Genomic DNA, 21,745 nt, shown 5'->3' on the forward strand with positions numbered 1-21,745 from the left:
CTACATCTGGACAACGTCCAAGTCCCTCAGCCGAACTTCTCCCGCCTCATCAGAGGCATCGAGATCGACGACGCCGTGGAATTGGAAGCTGCGGTCCCCGTCTGGATCTTTCACGATCTGTACGACTTCCCAGAGCCGCGAGCTTTCATCCTTAACTCGGAAATACTCTGGCCCGCGAGCATCTGCGTCTATCATGACATCGTCGTACTCGTCGAAGTAGTCGTCGAGAAGCGAGGGCCAGTCGGGCCGAACATCGGGGTCGAGATATTCAAGCATCGACTCCAGGGCTTCTTCCTTTTCGAACGCAAACAGTTCGACAAGCCTAAAGAAGTAGTTGCGAACCATGATTTTGAACGCCCTGCGGTTCGCTGTGAGCGCCGTAGGATCCTCAACACCGAATGCAAGCTCGCGGTCGAGAACGTCCTGGGAGATTGGGGCGTCGTCATCAGCTAGCGTCGCCCATTCGTCAATGAGCGACGAGTCCACCTGACGGATCAGTTCGCCTAGCCATACGATGATATCTTCGAGCTCTTCAGTCATGTATGCCTCGGGCACAGAGTGGGAGAGGGTGCGCCACGCATCGGTAAGGTAGCGGAGCACCACACCCTCAGAGCGGGATAGCCCGTAGGTTGCGATGAGATCCGAAAACGTCATCGCATGCTCGATCATGTCGCGTACCACCGACTTTGGCGAAAGCTGCCACTCTTTCGCCCACGGGTTACTGGAGCAGTAGGTTTCAAATGCATCTTCCAGTTCCTCCGCGAGCGGCTGAGGGTACGTCACATCTTCGATGAGTGCCATGCGCTCCGTGTAGTCGACGCCCTCTGCCTTGAGAGCTGCGATCTCCTCGCCGCGAGCTGCTGACTGCTGAGCTTGCAGCACCTGACGGGGGTCATCCAAGATTGCCTCAAACGCTGAGATTACATCCAACGAATACGTTGAAGACTCGGGGTCAAGCACCGTGAGAAATGCCAGCGCGAACGGGGAAAGCGGTTGGTTGAGCGCAAAGTCCCTGTCCAGCTCTCGCGTGAGAGTATAGGGGCGATACGCTGGAGAATCAGGAGTGCGTTCTACAATGTCAGCCTGGATGAGCCCGCGAAACAGATCGACTGCCGTAAGAATGTCACGGTTCTGCTTAGCGCGTGTGTCATGGTTGCTCCGAATCAAGTGCTTCATGTGCTCGTAGCCGTCACCCGGGCGAGCAATAACATTGAGCAACATGGAATTCGATACTTGGAACTGGCTAGTGAGTTCCTCCGGTTCTGCCGTTGTGAGGCGCTGGAAAGTTTTTTCGGACCAGGTAACTTCGCCATCACGAGCTGACTTCTTGTTGAGCTTCTTAAGCCGCTTCGGATCGTCGCCGACGCGACGCCGAAGCTTTGCATTCTCAATCTCGTGTTCTGGCGCTTCGACGACGACCGTGCCCTCGGTGTCGTACCCAGCTCGCCCCGCGCGGCCGGCGATTTGGTGAAACTCCCTCGATTTAAGGATGCGTTGTTTCGTCCCGTCATACTTTGCCAGGCCGGTAATCAGCACAGTACGAATTGGCACATTGATACCGACGCCGAGGGTGTCCGTTCCGCAGATCACCTTTAAAAGCCCTGTTTGAGATAGTTTTTCGACGAGCCGTCGATACTTCGGCAGCATTCCGGCATGGTGAATGCCAATGCCTTTTCGAAGTAACCTCGACAACGTTTTACCGAAGGTAGTCGTGAACCTAAAATTCCCGATCTCCTCGGCGATACGTTGCTTCTCCTCTGCGGTGATGATTTTCATACTGGTCAGTGCCTGCGCGCGCTCTGCTGCCTCGCGTTGTGAGAAGTGCACAACGTAGATCGGCGCTTTGTTATCCGCCAGTAGTTCTTCGATCGTCTCATGGACGGGGGAGAACACGTAACTGAAATCGAGTGGCACGGGACGCTCCGACCCACCAACATACGTGGTTGGGCGGCCAGTGCGCTCGGTGAGATCCTTTTCTATCCAGGCAGTTTCTCCAAGCGTGGCAGACATCAAAAGGAACTGGGCCTGGGGGAGTTCCAGTAGCGGCACCTGCCATGCCCATCCGCGGTCCGGCTCCGAATAGTAGTGAAACTCATCCATGATGACCTGCTGAATCTTCGCGTGCTCACCTTCTCGCAGCGCAATATTCGCGACGATTTCAGCGGTGGCTGCGATAATAGGGGCGCCGCTGTTCACTGTGGCATCACCGGTCATCATCCCTACGTTTTCTGCTCCGAAGATCTCACACAGTGCAAAGAACTTTTCGCTCACAAGCGCCTTAATTGGGGCAGTATAAAACGAGCGCTGCCCTCGAGCCATGGCAATGAAGTGCGCAGCGTTTGCCACCATCGACTTTCCCGAACCGGTTGGCGTCGCCAGGATCACATTATCCCCAGCAAGCAACGCAAGCGAAGCTTCTTCCTGAGCTTCATAAAGCGAGATTCCACGACTCTGTGTCCACGCAGTGAAAGAGTCCCAGACGGCCTCTTCAAAAAGGTCTGCTGGAACGTCGTCAAGGTCTGCCAAATACGTCGAAAGAGTCACGCCAACTACCGTAGCCGAGTTCGTCGCGAAAAGCCGCTACTCGTCTTCCTCATCGGTTGGCTGAGCTGGGTCAATATAGTAAAAATCCTGCAAAGCCTGACTGAGATCATCGCCAAAAGGCAGTCCCCGTTGTCCGTCGACAAGCGGACGACTCTGCTGGTCCTCGATCGCCGTGAGATAGTTCTCGAAGGCTTCGCTGATCTCATCGCCGGAAGGAACCTGTGCCTCACCGGGCATCTTTGCGTTGGGATTGTTCCTGCGGTACTCCTCAACTTCACGGTCGTAATGCTGTTCGAGAGCCGAGACGACTTGCGCGATCTCCTTTGACGCAGCCGTTTGCTCTGCTAATTGACGCTGAACACTTGTTATCTCTTGCTCGAGCGCGCGGAGTGGCAACTGAAGATTTGCTGTATCCTCGAGCGCCTGCATGAGCTGGAACGCCGCCATCGGGTAAGGAGAGTTTGCAATGTAATGAGGTACATGCGCAGTAAAACCAGCGACCTTTTCGCCTCGCTTATCTAGCTCTCGCTCGATCATGATGGAGGCAGCCCCGGGCACAGTAATAATTCCGTCGAAGAGATACTTGTCTTTCACCAAGCTCTCATCATTTCCGTGTGTGGAAACCACTACTGGGCGGGTATGGGGAGCGGCAACAGGGGCAGCGTAGAGGCACAGCGTTTGCTGAACTCCAAACTGCACTGCAAGGTCAGCCACAGACTTGCTAAATGCCTCCCAACGCAGATCAGGCTCTGGCCCGCTCAGCAGCAGAAACGGCATATCCTTTGTGTCGCGGACAACACGCAGCTCAATGCCGATCTCTTCGACGTCGGCCACCGTGTGATTCGCCAGGGTTACAGCAGGCCTGCGAGAGCGGTAGTCAATGAGTTCATCGTTATTGAAGGTGGCTAAAGTGCGGGTTTCCAACGCCGCGTTGAGATGATTCGATACCCCTTCAACCGCATGGCCCGCATCTGCGTAACCCTGTAACGCAACGACGAGCGTTGGCCCCTCAGGAGATTCGCCAAGACTCGAGGGAGACGGGTACTCAAGTTCATACATGCGATTATTCGTTGGCATGACCGCTCCTAGGATAATTTGAAAGGATCTAACTTTGTACTTACCCACAACGTCTGGGGTGAAGAAACATTCCTGCTGAAAATAAGGAATTCTAGCAAAGCGGGAACCGATGCTGTGTTGGCTACGTCTAAACTGTATGAAAATAAATGCAGCTAATTCATCACTTTTTGGACCATCAGATATCATCGCAGCCCTGCCCGGGGTTCTAGGGTTTTATCCTCAAGAATCGGTCGTGGTGCTCGGCATCATTCCGGACAGCGAAGGAACACGTGGGCTTCAACTTGGACCTGTAGTTCGCGTTGACCTCACGCGCCTTGAAGCATTCATAGAAAGCCTCAAGACCGACGTGACGCAATACCTACTGGGGGATGACGTCATCGCGTACCTTGCAGTCATTGTGAGCCGTATTCCGAACTCAGAGCTCGTCAAAGACGCAGTTGATCGCTTGCAGTTCCTCGAAGAAGAAACCGGTTTCAAAGTCGACCTGTGCTGGCATGTTTCCGAAATTGCGCAGGGTACCCCATATACATTGCTTTTTGGACCGCCATTGAATGCGGCCGAAGAATGCGATCGCGCGTCCTCCCTCATTGGTGGCTGTGTATCGTCAGTGATTTCCTCTCCATCGATGCGCCCATACGTTGAGCAGGGGATACTCCCAGAACTCGATAGACAAGACACGTTTAGCTATTTTGAGCCGGTCGATTCGGAGTCCGTCCAACTGGCGCAACAAATCCAGGCACAGACACGCAAAGACGGGTTGCAGCTACTGAAAGACTTGTGGGGCGGTAGCCACGCTGGGGAGGAGGAACACCCGGCAAAACTGGCGAAAGAAGAAATTGAAAGCATTATCGAGGTTCTGCTTTGCTTGCCCGAGACTTGCCTCATCGGCCAGCGCGATGCTAATCCAATCGGCGAAATCTCGAATGAAATGAGAATCGCGCTCGAAGGCTTGACGGCTCTGCTCACCCATGCTCTACTGCGGGATACACTTATCCCCACGATTATGCAGAACCCAAAGCGACTTGCTGCTCCACTACTATTCTTGTCGCGCCATGCTGTGGGGACAGTGCGGGCAAACGCGTTAGCGTTGTGGGCTGTGATCGCTGTGCGGTGCGAGATCGGGTCTTGGGCAGGGGTCGCACTACAGTGCGCGCTGCAAGAAATGCCGGACCACTCATTAAGCGACGTGCTCCTGCAGTTACTCGCGATCGGTCAATATGAGGGTCTCCTGCACGCAGTTGAAGAAGGCGGGGAAGCAGTCTGGATGGAGCTAGAGATGCTTGCAGGTTCCTAACAGCAGATCGGCTCTACTGAAGCTCAATGCGCACGGCATGCGCGAGGTCATCAGGAATGACGAAATCTTTTTGGCCAGGAAGTGATAGCTGTAGCCCCCCATCATCCGGAAGGCTCACTATGACTTTTTGGCCGACGATATCGCCTAGGCCTGCCAGCTCCGGCAAGCGCTCTGCTTCGAGCTGCAGAATCTCACTGATTTGGACCACTACAGCTTCGCGGCCCTCGGAGAGATCTAAGTCTGTTGCGCGAGTGCCAAGCTCAGGCTTAGCAACATTTGAACCGCCAATTTCATCCAACGCAGGGATGGGGTTGCCAAACGGAGATACCTGAGGGTGGTTGAGTACCTCGTATACGCGCTTTTCCACGGCTTCACTCATCACGTGTTCCCAGCGACATGCTTCGTCGTGCACTTGTTCAATATCCAACTTGAGGATGCTGGTGAGAAGGCACTCTGCGAGGCGGTGCTTACGCATCACCGCAGTCGCACGGGCGCGTCCCTCGTCGGTAAGGGAGAGCGAGCGATCTGTTTCAACAACAATCAGGCCGTCGCGCTCCATGCGGGCGACGGTCTGGGAAACTGTCGGGCCAGACTGCTCGAGCCGCTCTGCGATTCGTGCGCGGAGCGGCACAATGCCTTCCTCCTCAAGTTCGTAAACTGTACGTAAATACATTTCTGTTGTGTCTACGAGATCACGCACGTGGAACTCCCTTGCCTAAAAGTCGCTCTGAAGCGTTGAGGCTGCATCAACATTCAACGCAGTCCAAGAATCGACGCCTATTAACGATTGCTATGGTAACCCAAAAAACTATTAGTTGCGGAACGCTTCGTCGCGGTTGTTACATTGCGTAATCCCTAAGGCGCTCTGCCCGGTCACCTACGCGAAGCTTCGCCATGACCTCTCGTTCGATTTGGCGAACGCGCTCACGAGACAAGCCGAATTTACGCCCAATCTGGTCCAATGTGCGGGGAACACCGTCGGTCAGCCCATAGCGCATACGGATGACGTCCTGCTCGCGCTGCTCCAAACCGTTGATGACATCTTGGATGTCATCGTGACGGAGCACGGATACCACCGCGTCTTCGGCGTCTGTAGCTTCTGCATCTTCAATGAAGTCCCCCAGGGGGGCCTCTTCATCCGCTCCGACCGGCATGTCAAGACTCACGGGGTCTCGGGATTGACGCAGGAGGAGCTCAATCTTGTCCTCTTCGATGCCAGACTCCTCTGCCAACTCCTCATTCGTTGGTTCGCGGCCAAACGACTGGTACATCTCGCGGCGAATTCGGGAGAGTTTATTGACTTGTTCTACAAGATGCACAGGGAGACGGATAGTACGAGACTGGTCTGCCATGCCGCGAGTAATGGCCTGGCGAATCCACCACGTCGCGTACGTTGAGAATTTAAAGCCCTTGGCATAGTCAAATTTCTCCATCGCGCGGATCAGTCCGAGGTTGCCCTCTTGGATCAGATCGAGCAGTGGCATCCCGCGTCCTGTGTAGCGCTTTGCCAACGACACAACCAGACGAAGATTTGCCTCGAGGAGGTGGGCGCGAGCTTTCCGTCCTTGCTTCGCCAGAATTTTATAGTCACGTTTCTGGGCTCGGGTGAGCTTGCAGTCTGGATCATCAAGAAGCTGCTGGGCATAGAGTCCAACTTCGATCTGCTGGGCTAGTTCGACCTCTTCTTCTGCATCGAGCAGGGCAGTCTTGCCAATGCCATTGAGATACACGCGAACAAGGTCAGCCGATGGATTGTCGTTCGTTTGATTGCGACGACTACCGCGGTCAACTTTTTCTTCGTTGTCCGCTGTTAAGGTCTGACTCTTCGACGTCATTGAGCACTGCCTCCTTGGACGAGTGGAACAGGTAATCTTCTACACCCTCAACGATCTTGGACACATTTTTGTTCCCAATGATCAAAAGAGTGCTAGGCCTCGACAATCACCGTGAATGGGCCGTCGTTGATGCTCTGCACCTTCATATGGGCACCAAACTTTCCTTCAGCGACCGTGATGCCCCGGTCCCGGAGGTAGGCTGCGATTTTTTCAATGATGGGTGCTGCTTCATCTGCGGGGGCTGCGTCACTCCATGATGGCCTCCGTCCTTTTGCCGTGCGACCCATCAACGTGAACTGACTCACAAGCAAAACAGGGGCTTGTGCGTCCACTACAGACTTTTCGCCCTCCAGGATTCGCAGTTCCGCGATTTTGCGAGCAACCGTTTCCCAAGCGTCGTCGCTATCCTTACGTCCTGCTCCGACAAGGGCCAGAATTCCACCAGTCGCCTCGCAGTCGATTGCTCCGACGACTTCACCGTCGACGGTGACGCTCGCGTTCGTAACTCTTGTCAATACAGCCTTCATTCCTACTCCACCTCTGCAATTTCCGCCGGCAGCACGATGCCGTGGCGGATAAGATCCACAACAGCTGCAACCGTTTGGTTTTCCAATTCTTCAAGGGCCTGCTGGTCGTCGACACCTCGAGATGCTGCTAGGATGCCCACCACGTCACGCAGTGGCAAGCCGGCGGGATGCAATCCTGCAAGGACGGTTTTCAACGCCTCATCCAATGAATGAGAGAATCGTGGGCCATCCATTCGAGTAATGCGCAGCTCTTCGCGCGTGAAACCCAGCCCCTCTTCAGTATTTGGCACAGCGATGTCTTCGATCGCGACTGTGGGCCGGACCAGGAACGAACTATCTAAGAGTTCCTGGACGGATTTTTGCCGTAGCCACGCCTGCCGCAGATAGTATTCTTCGACCTCAGGCCCAAGCGGGTCCGTGAACGGGTGTGATAATTCTTCCGCAGTAATCTCGGAGGGCTGGTCGCCGATGTGTTGCATGAAAATCCAACCGAAACCAATAGCGTGAACACCCGCGGCTTGGAAGTAATCGAGCCACTGTTGTGTGCGGGCTATGCCGCTTTCAGTCCTGAGGTCGACTGATTCATCTTTCAGCCACGTGGCGACGTAGGTCTCGGGGTCAACCACTTCTCGTTGAAGCACCCATGCGCTGACTCCCTGCGAAGGGACCCAACTCGCAACTCGCGACTGCCACGCCTCACCATCAATATGGGCCCATGAGCCCAGCATGCACAGCATCCCACCTTCTGCGAGATATTCAGGTGCGTGCTCTGCCACGAGGTGACTTGCTTCATCCAGTGGCATGCCGGAGTCGCGGTAAACATGCCCTACCTCCGGAATGCCGACTACAAACGGCGGGTTGGCAACGATCCTGTCAAACTGCTCGCCCGCGACAGGCTCAAACCAAGATCCTTCGCGGAGCTGAACGTTAGTGATGCCATTCATCTCGAGCGTGGCCTGAGCCAACTCGATCGCTCGATGATGAATGTCAGTACCGACGATCTGATCGGCAAGGCCAGATTGTGCTACCGACAGCACCCCTGAACCGGTTCCAAGGTCCAAAACCGTTCCAGTCGGTGACTGCGGGATCGCGTGCAACAGGGATTTCGACGCCGCTCCGACTCCAAGTACGTGATCTTTGCCGGGAACGATTGCAGACGTAGAGGCGTCGAGATCTGCAACTATGAAGTGATGCTGTTGAGACAACAAATGAGGCCGGATGTCGTAAGCAACCTCGTAGCGTTGCTCTTTGGTCTGGTGAAAAACACCTGCACTGATGAGTTTCTCAGCAAGTGACGAGCCAAATAACGCCTCGAGCTCGTTTTTGGAAGTCGGGCGCCGCAACAACAAAGTGGATATGGCCGATCCGATAACGTCTTCTGAATGGCAGCGACGCAGGACGGATCCCACCTCGCCCCGGTAGAGAGCCTGGTATGCATTTGGTCCAAGATAACTTCCAATCGAAGATGTGGTGTAGGGGAGCGCGCGCAATCGTTCACCGAGCTCCCGCGCAAGTCCAGGGTGTAATCCAAATGCCGTAGATGATAAATCTGTCATGCTGCTACTCCGATTGGGATTCGTGATCGATAACGGTCGGCGTCGTATCTGTTGAAGCCTGGTTCGAGGATAGTTGTTGCCTCGACTGCTCCTCCAACGCGGCATAGGCACGACTCAGCGCAGGCTTGTAGACATTCTTTTCACGCGGATCACGCGACTCTCCTTTCGCGTTGCCCAACATCACTGCGACCCAGGGGAGCGGTACGGAAACAATAAAGAGCAACGTCGCAATCCACCAGTTACCGAGCCACCACGCAGATGCGATCGAAAGCAAAATGAAAGGGATCCGAAGTGCCTGCAACCAAAGGTATTGAGCCTCTCGGCTCTGCAGGTTTTGCTCCGGCGTCTGCTTCGCATCCGTAATGAGTGCACGGTGTCGTTTTGAGCGGAAATGACGAAAAAGGAAATGCTTATCGTCGTGGACTTCGACTTCCGCATCAATCGAGACGTACTCTTGTGCCTCGCCCTCTCTCTCATTCATAAATACACAGGTTAGCGCCTCGGCTTAAAAACTTTGCCAAAGTGGGGCATGATGGGAGTCGTGAATACGACGACGAAGACTCTTGAGCGCACAGACCTTCGGGAAGACACATCGTCAACAAATGATGATGGAACCCCCAAGTTTTTCCACTATGTGAAGAAGGATCAGATTTTCGATTCTGCGATTTCTGGAAAAGTCGTAGTCGCACTCTGTGGCAAGACATTTCCGGTGAAGAAGCAGGCGAAGCCTGGGTCGCCAGTATGTCCTGACTGCGAACGCATCTATAAGGGGTTGCGTCGGAAGTGACGGCTCCAGGTACGTCGGCCGGGCCTCAGCTGCGCGCATGGCAGCAAGAGGCCCTCGATTCGTTTATGCGCACCAAACCTCGAGACTTTCTCGCTGTAGCAACTCCTGGTGCGGGTAAGACGACGTTTGCACTGACACTAGCCAGCAAACTGCACGCATCGAAGGCAGTGCAGCGCATCATCGTCGTCGTACCAACAGAACACCTAAAACACCAGTGGTCCCAATCAGCAGCGAGGTTCGGCCTTTCGCTAGACCCAAACTTCACAAACTCATCTGCGGTAAACCCTGCCTATGACGGCATTGTCGTGACGTATGCGCAAATCGGTATGCACCCGTTCAAGCATCATGCGGTGGCCACTGCGAAGCGCAGTTTGGTGATTCTTGATGAGATTCACCATGCTGGTGACGCCAAAAGTTGGGGGGATGGAGTCTACGAGGCTTACAACGATGTCGAACACCGCTTAGCGTTGACAGGTACGCCGTTTCGCTCTGATGATTCCCAGATTCCGTTCGTCCGATACGTCGAAAACGGCGATGGGCACCTCGTTTCACAAGCGGACTACACCTATGGGTACTCCCACGCCTTGGCCGATGGCGTCGTCCGCCCAGTTGTATTCCTGGCATATTCCGGCGAGGCACAGTGGAAAGACTCCGCCGGGGAAGAGTATTCCGCAAGGCTTGGTGAGCCACTGAATGCCGAGCAGACCGCGCGTGCCTGGAAAACTGCCCTAGATCCGAAAGGGGACTGGATCAAGGCAGTCCTCCAGGCGGCACATACACGGCTGAAAAAACTTCGTACGAATATGCCGGATGCCGGAGGCCTCGTCATCGCTACGAACAAGACGACAGCACGCGCCTACGCCAAGATCCTCTCCAGCATTTCGAGCACGCCCGTCACGGTCGTGCTCTCAGACGAAGCCGGGGCATCCGACCGCATCGACGAATTCTCCGAGTCCACCGACGAATGGATGGTCGCAGTCAGAATGGTCTCTGAGGGAGTCGACGTTCCTCGCCTCGCTGTCGGCGTATATGCAACATCAGCATCGACACCACTGTTTTTCGCGCAGGCAATCGGACGATTCGTGCGCTCACGCATGCCAGGCGAATCCGCCTCCGTTTTTCTCCCGTCGGTCCCGGTTCTGCTCCGCCTCGCGGAAGAAATGGAGGTGTCACGCGACCACGTTTTGGGCAAACCACACCGAGAACCAGGGTGGTCCGACGAACTACTAGCCCAAGCAAACCAAGTTCAAAACGAACCAGACGACAACCCTTCGTACGAAGCCATCGGCGCATCAGCCGAGCTAGACTCTTTAATTTTCGACGGCTCCACCTACGGCACACCCACCGTCGCAGGATCCGCAGAGGAACAAGACTTCCTAGGCCTTCCAGGGCTGCTTGACGAAGAACAGGTCAAGACTCTGCTCCGCAAACGCCAAAGCGACCAACTAGATGCCCGAGAAGCAGAAGAAAAAGCGCGAAAGGCTGCCGAGCGCCAAGCACGCGAGCGTGCTGAAGTACTAGGAGAGCACTTGGCTCCCACTCAGCCGTCCAAGCAAACCTCCGTGCCGGGTAGCAGGGAGGAGGCATCAGTGGCGGCTGATGAGATTCCCCAGTTGAGAAAGGAACTCAACGCTCGTGTTTCAATCGTCGCTGGAAAGACGGGTCGCCCGCATGGTGCGATCCATACGGAAGCGCGTAAAGCGTGTGGTGGTCCACCGACCGCGCTGTGCAATGCGGAACAGCTGCGGGCGCGTATTGCGTACTTACGAGATTGGTAATACACGAAACCGGTAGGAGAGTGGACCTCCTACCGGTTATTGCTTACTACGTAGAAACGCATTTAATCGAGGTAATCGCGCAGCACCTGTGAACGCGACGGGTGGCGAAGCTTCGACATCGTCTTGGACTCGATCTGCCGGATGCGTTCGCGTGTCACACCGTACACCTGGCCGATTTCATCTAGCGTGCGAGGCATGCCATCGGTCAGGCCGAAGCGGAGCCGCACTACGCCGGCCTCACGCTCGGAAAGTGTGTGGAGGACATCCTGAAGTTGGTCCTGAAGAAGCGTAAAGGAAACAGCGTCGACTGCCACAACGGCTTCGGAGTCTTCGATGAAATCACCGAGTTGGCTGTCGCCTTCATCGCCGATCGTCTGATCCAATGAGATCGGCTCACGGGCGTACTGCTGGATCTCCAACACCTTCTCTTCGGTGATGTCCATCTCTTTTGCGAGTTCAAGCGGTGTAGGTTCGCGTCCAAGATCTTGTAGAAGCTCACGCTGGATACGGCCAAGCTTGTTGATGACCTCGACCATGTGTACCGGGATGCGAATGGTTCGAGCTTGGTCTGCCATGGCACGTGTAATTGCCTGGCGGATCCACCACGTTGCATAGGTGGAGAACTTGTAGCCCTTGGAATAGTCGAACTTTTCAACTGCACGGATGAGACCGAGGTTGCCCTCCTGGATGAGGTCCAAGAAGGCCATACCGCGACCGGTGTAGCGCTTTGCCAGCGAAACCACGAGTCGAAGGTTAGCTTCGAGCAGATGGTTCTTCGCCTTGCGACCGTCTCGGGCGACGGCGCGGAAGTCGCGCTTAACCGCAGGGGTAAGGCGTGCTTCCTTGTCTCCCTCCTCAGCTGCACGGGCCATCTCGTCGAGTCGGTGTTGCGCGTAGAGGCCAGCTTCAATGCGCTTCGCGAGAGAAACCTCCTGCTCAGCATCGAGCAGAGCAACCTTACCGATTTGCTTCAAATACGCACGGACAGAGTCCGCGGATGCGGTGAGCTGAGCGTCCTTGCGGGCTTGGCGAAGTGCAGCAGATTCTTCGATATCCCAGACAGAAGATCCGTCGTCTTCCTTGTCTTCTTTTTCCTCGTCGTCATCACCAAGATGCTCGTCGAATTCTTCGTCATCTTCTTCAGCCGTTAGCGGGTCGAAGTCCTGCTCCTGGTCAGAATCGTCGAGCGATTCGTCCGTTTCTTCCAGCGCGGAGTCGTCGCTGGTGACCTCATCAGTTGCGGGTGAAGCAGCCTTCTTTGCGGCGGTTTTCTTTACTGTCTTCTTCGCTTTCTTAGCTACCTTTGACGCCTTTTTCGCGGTTTTGCGTGCTGTTTTCTTCGCAGTCTTCTTGGCGGTCTTTTGGGCAGCCTTTTTGGCGGTTTTCTTGGCTGCTTTTTTGGTGGCTTTCTTGGCGGTCGTTGTGCCGTCGGTTACGCCGCCGGAAGTGCTCTCTGCCGCATCGTTGACGGAGTTTTTGCCTGAAGCTTCGCTGGCTACCACGTACGCCCTTTCGCCTTTGTGAACTGATTGATGCTTTTGCGGACACCGAGACTTCCTCCAACAATGGATGGAAAGGAAGTCACTCTGGTGAAAGCAGACCAGCAAACGCCGGTCTGCCTTCCTAGCGTACGCAAACTGTGCTGATTTTTCAGAACGCCTATCTTAACAGCATTGTCAAGCTGCTTTGTGTTAGACGCCGAGTCTCGCTAGTTACGGTGCGAGGTGCTCATTGGCCGCCATCGCTGCTCCGACAATGCCTGCTCGGTTGCGAAGAGTGGCCACGACGACAGGAGTGTCGACAGTCAATAGAGGGACCCATTTGTCAGATTTCCGCGAGATGCCACCACCGACGACGAAACACTCTGGATTAAACAGTCGCGCGTATTCGTGCAGCACCTTATCAACTCGCTTCGCCCACTTCTTGAAGCTCAGGTCTTCCCTCTGCTTTACAGCTGAGGAGGCGACGTGCTCTGCTTCCTTTTTATTGACGATTAAATGGCCAATTTCTGTGTTAGGGAAGAGGTGCCCATTAACCAGGAACGCTGATCCAATACCAGTGCCAAACGTGAGGAATATGACAGAACCGGTTCGGGCTCGTTCATTGCCAAAGGCAACTTCAGCAAGTCCCGCGGCGTCTGCGTCGTTTAATACAGTGACAGAGCGCTCAGGGAGATGCTGCTCAAAGAGCTCATGCACATCGGTGTCGATCCACGACGGGTCGATGTTGGCTGCGCTCTTTGCGATCTGATGCTGAATCACCGACGGCAGTGTTACTCCCACAGGGCCGTCCCATTCGTGGAGACGGACGATCTCTGCGACTGTTGATGCAACAGCTTCAGGTGTAGCTGGCTGAGGAGTTGCGATCTTGATCCTGTCGCCGACGAATTCTCCGGTTTTGAGGTTGACGATGGCGCCCTTGATTCCAGAACCGCCGACATCGACGCCCATACCATAGTGCTCTTGGGCACCATCAATTCCACTTGTTGTAGTCATAACATTGAGCATACAAAAGGTGTGCTCATTGCGCATGTAGGAAAATATTTAGGAGCGCGGTACCTAGAACGAGCGGGTTGACGTCGCTGTACTTTAATTAGCTATAAAGCCTTTGATGTGTAGGGAACCCGTGGGTATTGGCCTGCTGACCTTGTAATATGACATATAGCTTTGTGTGCTTTATTATTCGGCTCCAAACCAATAAAAAGGCTGAGGCTCATCTATAGGAAGCGTATCTCCTCAACGGGCCTAGGCATTGCTGAACTTGACTACTCCTGGAGGCACCACCACCATGGCGACCGATTACGATGCACCGCGTAAGCGCGCAGAAGACGAGCTTGAGACTGACTCCCTCGAGGGCTTGAAGGCTGCGGAGGTTGCGGGCAGCAGCATGGATGATGACGGTGAAATCGTTGAACCGTTTGAACCGCCACTTCAAGATCTGTCTGGTGAGGAACTGAACGTTGAGGTAAAGCCTCGCCAAGATAACGAATTCACTTGTGCGTCTTGCTATTTGGTTCAGAAAAAGAATCGGCTGGCTTACGAAACCGAAGACGGCCAGAAGATTTGCCTCGACTGCGAGTAGTAGCGAGCAACGCAGTCGCGCGATCCCTAGGCGGTCCGCTGCTCAGGCAAAAACATTCCGAGGATTTTCTCCGGTTCTTTCGCAGCAATTAGCCAGTAGGGGGTTGGGTCCTGAGGATCGTCCAAGACAAGCAGAATATGTTCTTTCACCCAACCATGCGATACCAAGAAAGCAGCTGGGTCTAATTGTCGTCCGAGAGCATTTCGCTTCGCTGATGCAGGGACAACCATAGATCTGCTGACAACGGTGTTGGGTAAGTTGGCGTCGTCAACGACGAGCCAACGAGTGCCGTCGCTGTCTTGCTCGACCGCAATTGTAGTTTTCGAAAGCCATGTCAAGAACCAAAAAACTAAACTTCCGATAACGAGCACGGGGATAATAAACCACCAAATATTGCGGTTGAGCGTAAGTTGTGCCCCGATGAGCAGCGTTAATGCTGCACCGATGATCCACCAGTACCAAGGCACCCATTGACGCTCCGTATATAAGACTTTGGAACCACTGGATGCCGGTGCGTTTTGGTTGCTATTCATACCCTCATCAACTCGTCAATTCGATGTACTCCCGAATACGTTACCCAATAACACTAGGCGAAATTATCTTAAGAATGCACACGCAATGGAATCCCGTAAGGTGTATGAAGTGACCTCTCTTGAACCAATTTCAGTAAAACGTCTTGATCCAGACATGCCGCTTCCTAAACGAGCGCATGAAGGTGACGCCGGGGCGGACCTTTACTCCTCGGAAACACGGACATTGGCTCCCGGCGAACGGGCGCTCATCGGCACCGGAATTGCTGTCGCGTTGCCCATGGGAACTGTCGGGCTCATTCATCCTCGTTCGGGACTCGCTGCCAAACACGGGATTTCTATTGTGAACACGCCAGGCACCATTGATGCCCAGTATCGAGGGGAGTTGAAGATTTGCCTTCTTAATACCGACCGTGAATGTTCGTTTACAGTTGAACGAGGAATGCGGATTGCTCAACTAGTGGTGCAAAAAGTCGAGTTGGTTGACTTCGTCGAAGTTTCCGAGCTTGACGATACCCAGCGTGGTGCCCAAGGATACGGATCAACGGGGCTCGCCTGAGGCCACATTGGGCCCGTACTAGAGTAATTCTCACCCGAAGAAACTTTTTGAAATACACAACTTCACTCGAAAGGTGATCACCCATGGCATGGTGGCCATTTGGCAAAAAAAAGAAAGACCAGCAGAAGGAAGACGCTGCCCCAGCTCAGACGGAGGCAGAGACCAACGACGATCTAGAGGTCGCAGCACCGGAGTCTCAGGCCACGCGGGTTGCAGCGGATACTGATCCATCCCAGACTCCATCAGCCACTGGTACTCTTGCCGATTACGATCCGATCAGTGGCTCTACCGGTCCGTTCGACGGCGATAATGTCGACATTGAGGACTTCGATTTTTCTGACTTCTCCCAGGTGAATCTCAACCTCGGATCAATGCAGATTCCGCTGCCAAAGGATTCGCAGGTGCAGGTTGAAATGGGCGCGAACGGCCCGAAGATGGTGCACATCGTCACCAGGTACGGTCGCATCACTCCGGTTGCTTTCGCTGCACCGCGTAACGGCGGCCTATGGGCCGAATCGGCAGAAGAAATTGCCGAGGGCATGAAGAACGAGGACATGCCTGTCGAGTTTGAAGAGGGCCCCTGGGGAACCGAAATCGTTGGTACTGGCGCTAACGGCGTGATCCGCATCATCGGTGTTGAGGCGCCTCGATGGCTGTACCGTGTCACGTTGGCCGCTCCGGCGGGAATGGAAGAACAGCTTGCTGAGCTCGGGCGGGAAGTCGTAGCACGCAGCTTTGTTTACCGCGGTCCGGACCCAATTTTGGCGGGTAACTCTTTGCCAGTCGTCCTGCCTGCGCAGTTGGCTCGGCAGGTGCAGCAGGCTGTACAGGAGCGGGCTGCGCAGGAGTCGCAGCAGCAGAGCCCACAGGCTGGAAACCCGAACGCCCTGAGTGACGCGCTGAAACAGATCATCGCACAAAACAACGAAGCGAATAAGAATAATTAATGAGTGCCCAACCATCGCTGACACCAGGCGACAGCATTCAAGTCACATTCCACGCCTTTGCTCACGGCGGTGAGGCTATTGCCCTTGCCAATGACGGACGAGTTGTCTTCGTGCAAGGCGCTCTAACTGGAGAAACAGCGACCGTCAAACTGCTGAAAGTGAAAAAGCGGTGGGCTCGCGGTGAACTGCTCGAGATACAACAAACTTCACCAGATCGAGTGAAGGTAGGATGTCCTGCTGCTGCGGCAGGTGCGGGCTGCTGCGACTTTGCGCATATGAGTGAATCTCTGCAGCGGGCCGCCAAAACAGAGGTACTTGTTGGACAGCTTGAAAAAATGGCACGTCCATCTGGTGTGCTTGATGGCATTGATCTCACCGCCATTTCGGTTCAGGCTTTAGCGCCTACGACCGGATGGCGGACGCGTATCCGACTCGGCACTGATGCGCAGGGGCGTGCCGGTTTCAGGAAAGCACGTTCCAATGACGTCGTCGCCGAGCGTTGTACTCAGGCGATGCCGGAACTGTTTGACGGGATTGTTGGCGATGGGGCACGACGATTTACTCCTGGGTCTGAGATAGTCGTCGTCATCGATTCTCTCGGGAACCGGCATGTCGTTGAAACGAGCAAAGTCCAACGCGGACGGCGCGTGGAACGAATAGACCGTACGGTTGAAGGCTCCGGCAACATCGTAGAAATGGTCGGAAACGATAGGTTTCAGTTTCCGGCGACTGCGTTTTGGCAGGCGCACCGTAGTGCACCGTCGGCATATGCAGATCTGGTGCGTGAGTGGTCCCTTGCGGGGAGGCCTTATCAGAACAATTCCGGTTGGGACCTCTATGGCGGAGTAGGGCTCTTTGTTCCATCCATGTCCGCGGCACTCGGTGGTGATCCGGTTGCAACCGTCGACTATTCGAAGTCCGCGATGGCGCATTCTCAGCCTGCACTTGCAAGCCTCGACGTCAACAAAGTCAACTCCCGGGTAGAAACAGGAATTCGATCCTTGCCCCCCGCGGGCCTGGTTGTGCTCGACCCTCCTCGAACTGGTGCTGGAGACAAAGTGATTCATGATATCGCAGCGGCGAGTCCGCAGCGAGTGATTCACATTGGGTGCGATCCGGCAACATTTGCTAGAGATTTAGCAAGTTGGGGAGCATGCGGATATCACGTAACTGAGATAAAAGTCATCGATGCATTTCCAGGAACGCATCACTTTGAAACGCTTGCATGCCTGGAGCCTCTGCGTCCTCATTAGGAATGGGGCGTGCGCCCCGCAAGGTGTAAACTAGCGTCAACTATTGCTTGTTCTAAAGGAGAAGTAGAGGACCGTGGGACTGATAGGTAAACTCAATTCGCCAGCGGATTTGAAGTCGTTGGCGCCTGGGGAATTATCAGATCTCGCTGATGAAGTACGCCAGTTTTTAATTGAGAAGGTGTCAGCAACGGGAGGTCACCTGGGGCCGAACCTCGGCGTTGTCGAGTTGACAATTGCACTGCATTACGTATTCGACTCGCCAACGGAACCGGTCGTTTTTGATACCTCTCACCAGTCGTACGTGCATAAAATTCTGACCGGGCGTGCTGGTCAGTTTGATTCCTTGCGTCAGAAAGACGGTCTTTCTGGCTATACCTCGCGCTCGGAGTCGGAACATGATTGGACTGAGTCATCGCACGCGAGTGCTTCGCTTTCAATTGCAGATGGCTTAGCGAAAGCCAAGTACATTCAGGGCAAGGGTGACGAAAATGTTGTCGCCGTCGTCGGTGACGGTGCACTGACAGGTGGGATGTGCTGGGAAGCGCTGAACAACATTGCAGCCGCAGAACGCAACGTAGTCATAGTCGTAAATGACAATGGTCGCTCGTATTCGCCAACTATTGGTGGTTTTGCGAACAACCTGACTCGCCTTCGTGATCAGCTCGCAGCTTTGCGCATGAAACCCGGCTACGACGACGTAATGGAATCCGGTAAGAAGACCCTCAAGTCGATGGGTTGGGTCGGAGAACGGACGTTTGAAGCGCTTCATGCGCTGAAAGAAGGAGTGAAGGCCCAGGTTATCCCAACAGAGATGTTCCCGGAGCTGGGGATGAAGTACGTTGGGCCAGTAGAAGGTCACGACCTCACGGCGTTGCTAAGCGCTTTCGAGTACGCGAAGACCTACGAGGGGCCCTTGATTGTGCATGTTGTGACTGAGAAAGGCCACGGCTTCGCCCCCGCAGTTAACAACATCGCCGACCAAATGCACTCCACTGGTGCGATTGACCCTGTTACAGGAGAAACTCTGAAGAAGTCCAAGCCAGGGTGGACATCAATTTTCACCGAGGAACTTCTCGACGCCGCTAGGACTCGACGTGACATTGTCGCAATCACGGCCGCTATGGCTGGGCCGACAGGCCTTGTACCGTTCGCAGAGGAATTTCCTGATAGATTTTTTGATGTCGGTATTGCGGAGCAGCATGCGATTGCCTCTGCCAGCGGGCTTGCTCTCGGGGGACTGCACCCCGTTGTCGCGGTCTACTCCACATTTTTGAACCGAGCTTTCGATCAGCTCCTGATGGACGCAGCACTTATCAAGCAGCCGTTGACTGTAGTGCTCGATAGAGCGGGCGTCACTGGTACGGACGGCGCAAGCCACAACGGCGTGTGGGATATGGCGCTGACGTCGATCGTCCCAAATATTCGTGTCGCGGCGCCTCGCGATCCGCAGCAGCTAAGGGAACTGTTTAGGGAAGCTTTGACTGTTAAGGACGGGCCAACTGTCGTCCGCTTCCCTAAGGGGAACGTCGGCGAGAACCGAGCAGCTATTAAGCGGCTGCCAGGTGGCGTCGATATTCTTCGAGAGCCATCATCGACTGCGCAAGATGATGAAAGTGACCAGACAGTTGATGTGTTGATTGTTGCAGTGGGAGTTTTTGCGGATTCGGCACTACGGGTCGCTGAACGATTGGAATCGGACAATGTTCGAGTTACCCTGGTAGATCCTCGTTGGGTTGTGCCTGTTTCCCCTGATATTCTCGAGCTTGCGGTTGGGTCCGACCTTGTCGTGGTGTATGAAGACGGGATCGTGCATGGAGGCGTTGGTTCAGCAATTGCAGAAGCGTTGTCCTACGCTGAAATCGACACACCGCTGCGGCATATTGCATTTCCTCAGGTGTTCCCAGAGCACGCTTCCCGGGAACAGATCTTTGAAGAATTCGGTATGGACGAGTCAGCTGCGACGAAAAAGATTCGCGAGTGGGTACGCGGCCTTGAGGACCGCGATCAATAAGGCACTCGCTGCCTAGCGGCGAGGTTCCGGCTGTTCCGCCACGAAAATAGGTGCTAGGAAGTCTATTTGCCATTCGCGCAGTCCCATCTGCTTGAGCAGGGGACGGGTGTATTCCATTGGCCAATCTAGACGTTCGTGGAAGGCGGTCCATATGGTCCGTTCGAGGACCTTGTTCGTCAAAATCAGCTCTTTGCGGATCTTAAGAGTCTCGGCGATTTCGGCGACCCGATTGTTTATGTTTTGTCGCGTACGTAGCGCCACTTTGTTGTGCCTTGTCCACTCCCAAATGCTTTTCCTAGTAGGTAAGCGAAGTTGTTCCCTCAGTGCGGTTTCAAATGGGGATAACAGCGCATCATGGATTGTCTCGAGCCAGAAGTATGGATAGGTGGTGAGCGCATGGGTTGCACCGTCAAACGCCAGCAATTCGTCAACGGTCGTTGGGCGGGACTGAGCCAGTGGTACCAGCATCTTGTTCGGAAGTACTAATCCCGGAGCTATGTCTTGGTCGTAGGCAAAACAATCGCGAGCATCCCAAAGCCACTTCGTCAAAGTGAGCTCGAGATCCGACAATTTGTCCGAAACCTGGGGTATATCGAGCCAAGAATGTTTCTTTACCCCCGGGTTTGAACGCGTAGCTACCAAATGAGCAAATTCTTGATTCGCGTATTCAAGTTTGCCTTGCATATCGAGGAGGTGTACTAAGGCCTGTTCAAGGTGGGGCAGGTAAATAACGTCCTGCGCTGCGTACTCGAGCATTGAGTCGGTCAGTGGTGTCTGTGACCAATCGGCATCGCCGTGCTGCTTGGGAAGTGAGACTTGGCAAAACTCCTTTACCAACACGCCAAGTTTGGTTGCTGGGTAGCCTGCAAATCGTGCTGCAAGTTCGGTATCGAAAATAGTGGACGGGCGTAATCCTAATTGCGCGAGACACGGTAGATCCTCTCTCGCCGCGTGTATTACCCACTCCTGATCATTGCAGACTGGTGCAAAGTACTGTTCGAACTCGTCTCGATAGTGCTCAGGGGCAATGAGGAACGTTCCCGCGTCTTTGCGGTAGATCTGTACGAGGAATGCTCGGTCATCGTAGCGGTACGCGCCGGCTCGTTCGGTATCGATACAAAAAGGACCAAGTCCTTCGGCTAATCGATCAGCTACCTCGGCAAACTGCGATGGATGATCGACAAAGGTGTAGGACAAATTCACTTCCATGCGTACACATACTAATGCTACGAAATGGTTCGCACACCTTCGGGTGGCAGACCCGCCACTAAACTGAGGACATTTGCAAACGCTTCCACATGTGATGACAGATCAATTCCTTCAGCTGTCCAAGATGCGCGCATCTCCAATTGGTACGCCCGCGGAGGGCCGCCAATCTCCCCGTAGCGGACGGAAGCTGTGGAGGTTACCGTACCTCCAAGGTTGGTAAACCCGGCCCCATTGCCATCGAGCGACTCGTTAAGCCACTGCCATGCCACATCGGGGAGAAGTGGATCCGCCGCGACAGCATCGTCCATATCTGCCTGGATATAGGCGACTAGTCGCATTGAACCCTCCCAGGCCTCTTCGGCGTCGGGGGAATGAAGCAGGATGAGGCGACCGAACGCGTCACCTTGGTCTGGCTTGGTCTGGATAACCTCAAGCCCAACGGCGTGGCTAAACGGTGCAGGCCGCTGAGGAGGCCGAATGGTACCGATGGAGATTTCTGGGCGCACTTGAGCCTTATGCATCGATTCGACCGCTGCGGTGAACTCCGCAGGAGTCGACGCGCTCTCGCTTGGGGAGGTGGTATCCGAGTTCATCACGCCAACCAAGCTAATGAGGATGCGGCTTTGAGGGGGCGAGGCGCGCCGTATATTGGTTGGCAAGATTCAGCGTTTGCAGCGAAGTGTACACTGAACTAGTACTTTCGTTTGATGTATGTTTTTATAGCGACGGTTGGTCGCCTTGGCATCCAACGTGTTTC

At 54.6% G+C, this 21,745-nt stretch carries 20 protein-coding genes; 8 read left to right on the forward strand and 12 right to left on the reverse strand.

Annotated elements, in window-relative coordinates; translation table 11 throughout:
• Both BQ4436_RS10105 and BQ4436_RS10110 read right to left on the reverse strand, forming a co-directional pair.
• Window positions 1-2,544 carry a DEAD/DEAH box helicase gene (locus BQ4436_RS10105; protein ID WP_070362345.1) on the reverse strand — a complete coding sequence of 848 codons (2,544 nt, stop codon included), beginning with the start codon at window positions 2,542-2,544 and terminating at the stop codon, window positions 1-3.
• A 36-nt stretch (window positions 2,545-2,580) separates the two neighbouring features.
• Complete coding sequence (locus BQ4436_RS10110; protein WP_083290923.1) at window positions 2,581-3,621, reverse strand: PAC2 family protein; 1,041 nt, start codon at window positions 3,619-3,621, stop codon at window positions 2,581-2,583.
• 136 nt (window positions 3,622-3,757) lie between these two features.
• On the opposite strand from BQ4436_RS10110, the gene BQ4436_RS10115 reads away from it, so the two are divergent.
• Window positions 3,758-4,915: a DUF4192 domain-containing protein gene (locus tag BQ4436_RS10115; RefSeq protein WP_168156179.1), complete on the forward strand. Its 1,158-nt coding sequence runs from the start codon at window positions 3,758-3,760 to the stop codon at window positions 4,913-4,915.
• Between the two features lie 13 nt (window positions 4,916-4,928).
• Here BQ4436_RS10115 and BQ4436_RS10120 read toward each other — a convergent pair whose 3' ends face one another.
• From BQ4436_RS10120 to BQ4436_RS10140, 5 genes are all read right to left on the reverse strand, one after another.
• Window positions 4,929-5,615: a metal-dependent transcriptional regulator gene (locus BQ4436_RS10120; RefSeq protein WP_070362348.1), complete on the reverse strand. Its 687-nt coding sequence runs from the start codon at window positions 5,613-5,615 to the stop codon at window positions 4,929-4,931.
• 139 nt (window positions 5,616-5,754) lie between these two features.
• The gene (locus tag BQ4436_RS10125; protein WP_070478945.1) at window positions 5,755-6,750 is read right to left on the reverse strand and encodes a sigma-70 family RNA polymerase sigma factor; all 996 of its coding nucleotides are present in this window, start codon (window positions 6,748-6,750) and stop codon (window positions 5,755-5,757) included.
• 92 nt (window positions 6,751-6,842) lie between these two features.
• The gene (dtd, locus tag BQ4436_RS10130) at window positions 6,843-7,277 is read right to left on the reverse strand and encodes a D-aminoacyl-tRNA deacylase (protein ID WP_070976766.1); all 435 of its coding nucleotides are present in this window, start codon (window positions 7,275-7,277) and stop codon (window positions 6,843-6,845) included.
• 2 nt (window positions 7,278-7,279) lie between these two features.
• A complete protein-coding gene (locus BQ4436_RS10135; RefSeq protein ID WP_070478949.1) occupies window positions 7,280-8,833 on the reverse strand; it encodes a DUF7782 domain-containing protein in 1,554 nt (517 codons plus the stop codon).
• A 4-nt stretch (window positions 8,834-8,837) separates the two neighbouring features.
• Window positions 8,838-9,314 carry a DUF3099 domain-containing protein gene (locus BQ4436_RS10140; protein ID WP_070478951.1) on the reverse strand — a complete coding sequence of 159 codons (477 nt, stop codon included), beginning with the start codon at window positions 9,312-9,314 and terminating at the stop codon, window positions 8,838-8,840.
• 51 nt (window positions 9,315-9,365) lie between these two features.
• On the opposite strand from BQ4436_RS10140, the gene BQ4436_RS10145 reads away from it, so the two are divergent.
• Both BQ4436_RS10145 and BQ4436_RS10150 read left to right on the forward strand, forming a co-directional pair.
• Complete coding sequence (locus tag BQ4436_RS10145; RefSeq protein WP_070363499.1) at window positions 9,366-9,620, forward strand: DUF3039 domain-containing protein; 255 nt, start codon at window positions 9,366-9,368, stop codon at window positions 9,618-9,620.
• A 65-nt stretch (window positions 9,621-9,685) separates the two neighbouring features.
• On the forward strand, window positions 9,686-11,398 hold the full coding sequence (locus BQ4436_RS10150; RefSeq protein ID WP_070977174.1) for a DEAD/DEAH box helicase: 1,713 nt from the start codon (window positions 9,686-9,688) through the stop codon (window positions 11,396-11,398).
• Window positions 11,399-11,460: 62 nt separating this feature from the next.
• Here BQ4436_RS10150 and BQ4436_RS10155 read toward each other — a convergent pair whose 3' ends face one another.
• Together BQ4436_RS10155 and ppgK are read right to left on the reverse strand one after the other, a co-directional pair.
• Window positions 11,461-12,900, reverse strand: coding sequence for an RNA polymerase sigma factor (locus BQ4436_RS10155; RefSeq protein WP_070976768.1), 1,440 nt, complete (start codon window positions 12,898-12,900; stop codon window positions 11,461-11,463).
• A 210-nt stretch (window positions 12,901-13,110) separates the two neighbouring features.
• A complete protein-coding gene (ppgK, locus tag BQ4436_RS10160) occupies window positions 13,111-13,893 on the reverse strand; it encodes a polyphosphate--glucose phosphotransferase (RefSeq protein WP_070977177.1) in 783 nt (260 codons plus the stop codon).
• Window positions 13,894-14,185: 292 nt separating this feature from the next.
• Here ppgK and BQ4436_RS10165 point away from each other — a divergent pair, with 292 nt between their 5' ends.
• Window positions 14,186-14,479 (forward strand): DUF4193 domain-containing protein, encoded by a 294-nt coding sequence (locus BQ4436_RS10165; RefSeq protein ID WP_070363501.1) that lies wholly within the window; start codon window positions 14,186-14,188, stop codon window positions 14,477-14,479.
• 26 nt (window positions 14,480-14,505) lie between these two features.
• On the opposite strand, the gene BQ4436_RS10170 is transcribed toward BQ4436_RS10165, so the two are convergent.
• A complete protein-coding gene (locus BQ4436_RS10170) occupies window positions 14,506-15,012 on the reverse strand; it encodes a DUF3093 domain-containing protein (RefSeq protein ID WP_070362354.1) in 507 nt (168 codons plus the stop codon).
• 85 nt (window positions 15,013-15,097) lie between these two features.
• On the opposite strand from BQ4436_RS10170, the gene dut reads away from it, so the two are divergent.
• From dut to dxs, 4 genes are all read left to right on the forward strand, one after another.
• Window positions 15,098-15,568, forward strand: coding sequence for a dUTP diphosphatase (gene dut, locus BQ4436_RS10175; RefSeq protein WP_070362355.1), 471 nt, complete (start codon window positions 15,098-15,100; stop codon window positions 15,566-15,568).
• Between the two features lie 83 nt (window positions 15,569-15,651).
• The gene (locus BQ4436_RS10180) at window positions 15,652-16,515 is read left to right on the forward strand and encodes a DUF3710 domain-containing protein (RefSeq protein WP_070976771.1); all 864 of its coding nucleotides are present in this window, start codon (window positions 15,652-15,654) and stop codon (window positions 16,513-16,515) included.
• Complete coding sequence (locus BQ4436_RS11765) at window positions 16,515-17,768, forward strand: class I SAM-dependent RNA methyltransferase (protein ID WP_083329540.1); 1,254 nt, start codon at window positions 16,515-16,517, stop codon at window positions 17,766-17,768. The genes BQ4436_RS10180 and BQ4436_RS11765 overlap by 1 nt, the downstream gene beginning before the upstream one ends.
• A 73-nt stretch (window positions 17,769-17,841) precedes the next feature.
• A complete protein-coding gene (gene dxs, locus BQ4436_RS10185) occupies window positions 17,842-19,779 on the forward strand; it encodes a 1-deoxy-D-xylulose-5-phosphate synthase (protein WP_070976774.1) in 1,938 nt (645 codons plus the stop codon).
• 12 nt (window positions 19,780-19,791) lie between these two features.
• Here the strand turns inward: dxs and BQ4436_RS10190 are convergent, their stop codons facing one another.
• Window positions 19,792-20,988, reverse strand: coding sequence for an HRDC domain-containing protein (locus tag BQ4436_RS10190; RefSeq protein ID WP_070478958.1), 1,197 nt, complete (start codon window positions 20,986-20,988; stop codon window positions 19,792-19,794).
• Between the two features lie 17 nt (window positions 20,989-21,005).
• Window positions 21,006-21,581: a DUF3000 domain-containing protein gene (locus BQ4436_RS10195; RefSeq protein ID WP_070362359.1), complete on the reverse strand. Its 576-nt coding sequence runs from the start codon at window positions 21,579-21,581 to the stop codon at window positions 21,006-21,008.
• Between the last annotated feature and the right edge of the window lie 164 nt (window positions 21,582-21,745).

The organism is Corynebacterium sp. MC3, assembly GCF_900099485.1.
In the GTDB taxonomy this organism is placed as follows: Bacteria; Actinomycetota; Actinomycetes; order Mycobacteriales; family Mycobacteriaceae; genus Corynebacterium; species Corynebacterium pseudogenitalium.

Excerpts from the sequence above, each read along its gene's own strand:
- ppgK (WP_070977177.1), bottom strand. The coding sequence starts at position 13,893 with ATGACTACAACAAGTGGAATTGATGGTGCCCAAGAGCACTATGGTATG.
- BQ4436_RS10190 (WP_070478958.1), bottom strand. The coding sequence starts at position 20,988 with ATGGAAGTGAATTTGTCCTACACCTTTGTCGATCATCCATCGCAGTTT.
- BQ4436_RS10140 (WP_070478951.1), bottom strand. The coding sequence starts at position 9,314 with ATGAATGAGAGAGAGGGCGAGGCACAAGAGTACGTCTCGATTGATGCG.
- BQ4436_RS10115 (WP_168156179.1), top strand. The coding sequence starts at position 3,758 with ATGAAAATAAATGCAGCTAATTCATCACTTTTTGGACCATCAGATATC.
- BQ4436_RS10150 (WP_070977174.1), top strand. The coding sequence starts at position 9,686 with ATGCGCACCAAACCTCGAGACTTTCTCGCTGTAGCAACTCCTGGTGCG.
- BQ4436_RS10145 (WP_070363499.1), top strand. The coding sequence starts at position 9,366 with ATGGGAGTCGTGAATACGACGACGAAGACTCTTGAGCGCACAGACCTT.
- BQ4436_RS11765 (WP_083329540.1), top strand. The coding sequence starts at position 16,515 with ATGAGTGCCCAACCATCGCTGACACCAGGCGACAGCATTCAAGTCACA.
- BQ4436_RS10125 (WP_070478945.1), bottom strand. The coding sequence starts at position 6,750 with ATGACGTCGAAGAGTCAGACCTTAACAGCGGACAACGAAGAAAAAGTT.
- BQ4436_RS10165 (WP_070363501.1), top strand. The coding sequence starts at position 14,186 with ATGGCGACCGATTACGATGCACCGCGTAAGCGCGCAGAAGACGAGCTT.
- BQ4436_RS10110 (WP_083290923.1), bottom strand. The coding sequence starts at position 3,621 with ATGCCAACGAATAATCGCATGTATGAACTTGAGTACCCGTCTCCCTCG.
- BQ4436_RS10195 (WP_070362359.1), bottom strand. The coding sequence starts at position 21,581 with ATGAACTCGGATACCACCTCCCCAAGCGAGAGCGCGTCGACTCCTGCG.
- dtd (WP_070976766.1), bottom strand. The coding sequence starts at position 7,277 with ATGAAGGCTGTATTGACAAGAGTTACGAACGCGAGCGTCACCGTCGAC.
- BQ4436_RS10135 (WP_070478949.1), bottom strand. The coding sequence starts at position 8,833 with ATGACAGATTTATCATCTACGGCATTTGGATTACACCCTGGACTTGCG.
- BQ4436_RS10180 (WP_070976771.1), top strand. The coding sequence starts at position 15,652 with ATGGCATGGTGGCCATTTGGCAAAAAAAAGAAAGACCAGCAGAAGGAA.
- BQ4436_RS10170 (WP_070362354.1), bottom strand. The coding sequence starts at position 15,012 with ATGAATAGCAACCAAAACGCACCGGCATCCAGTGGTTCCAAAGTCTTA.
- dut (WP_070362355.1), top strand. The coding sequence starts at position 15,098 with ATGGAATCCCGTAAGGTGTATGAAGTGACCTCTCTTGAACCAATTTCA.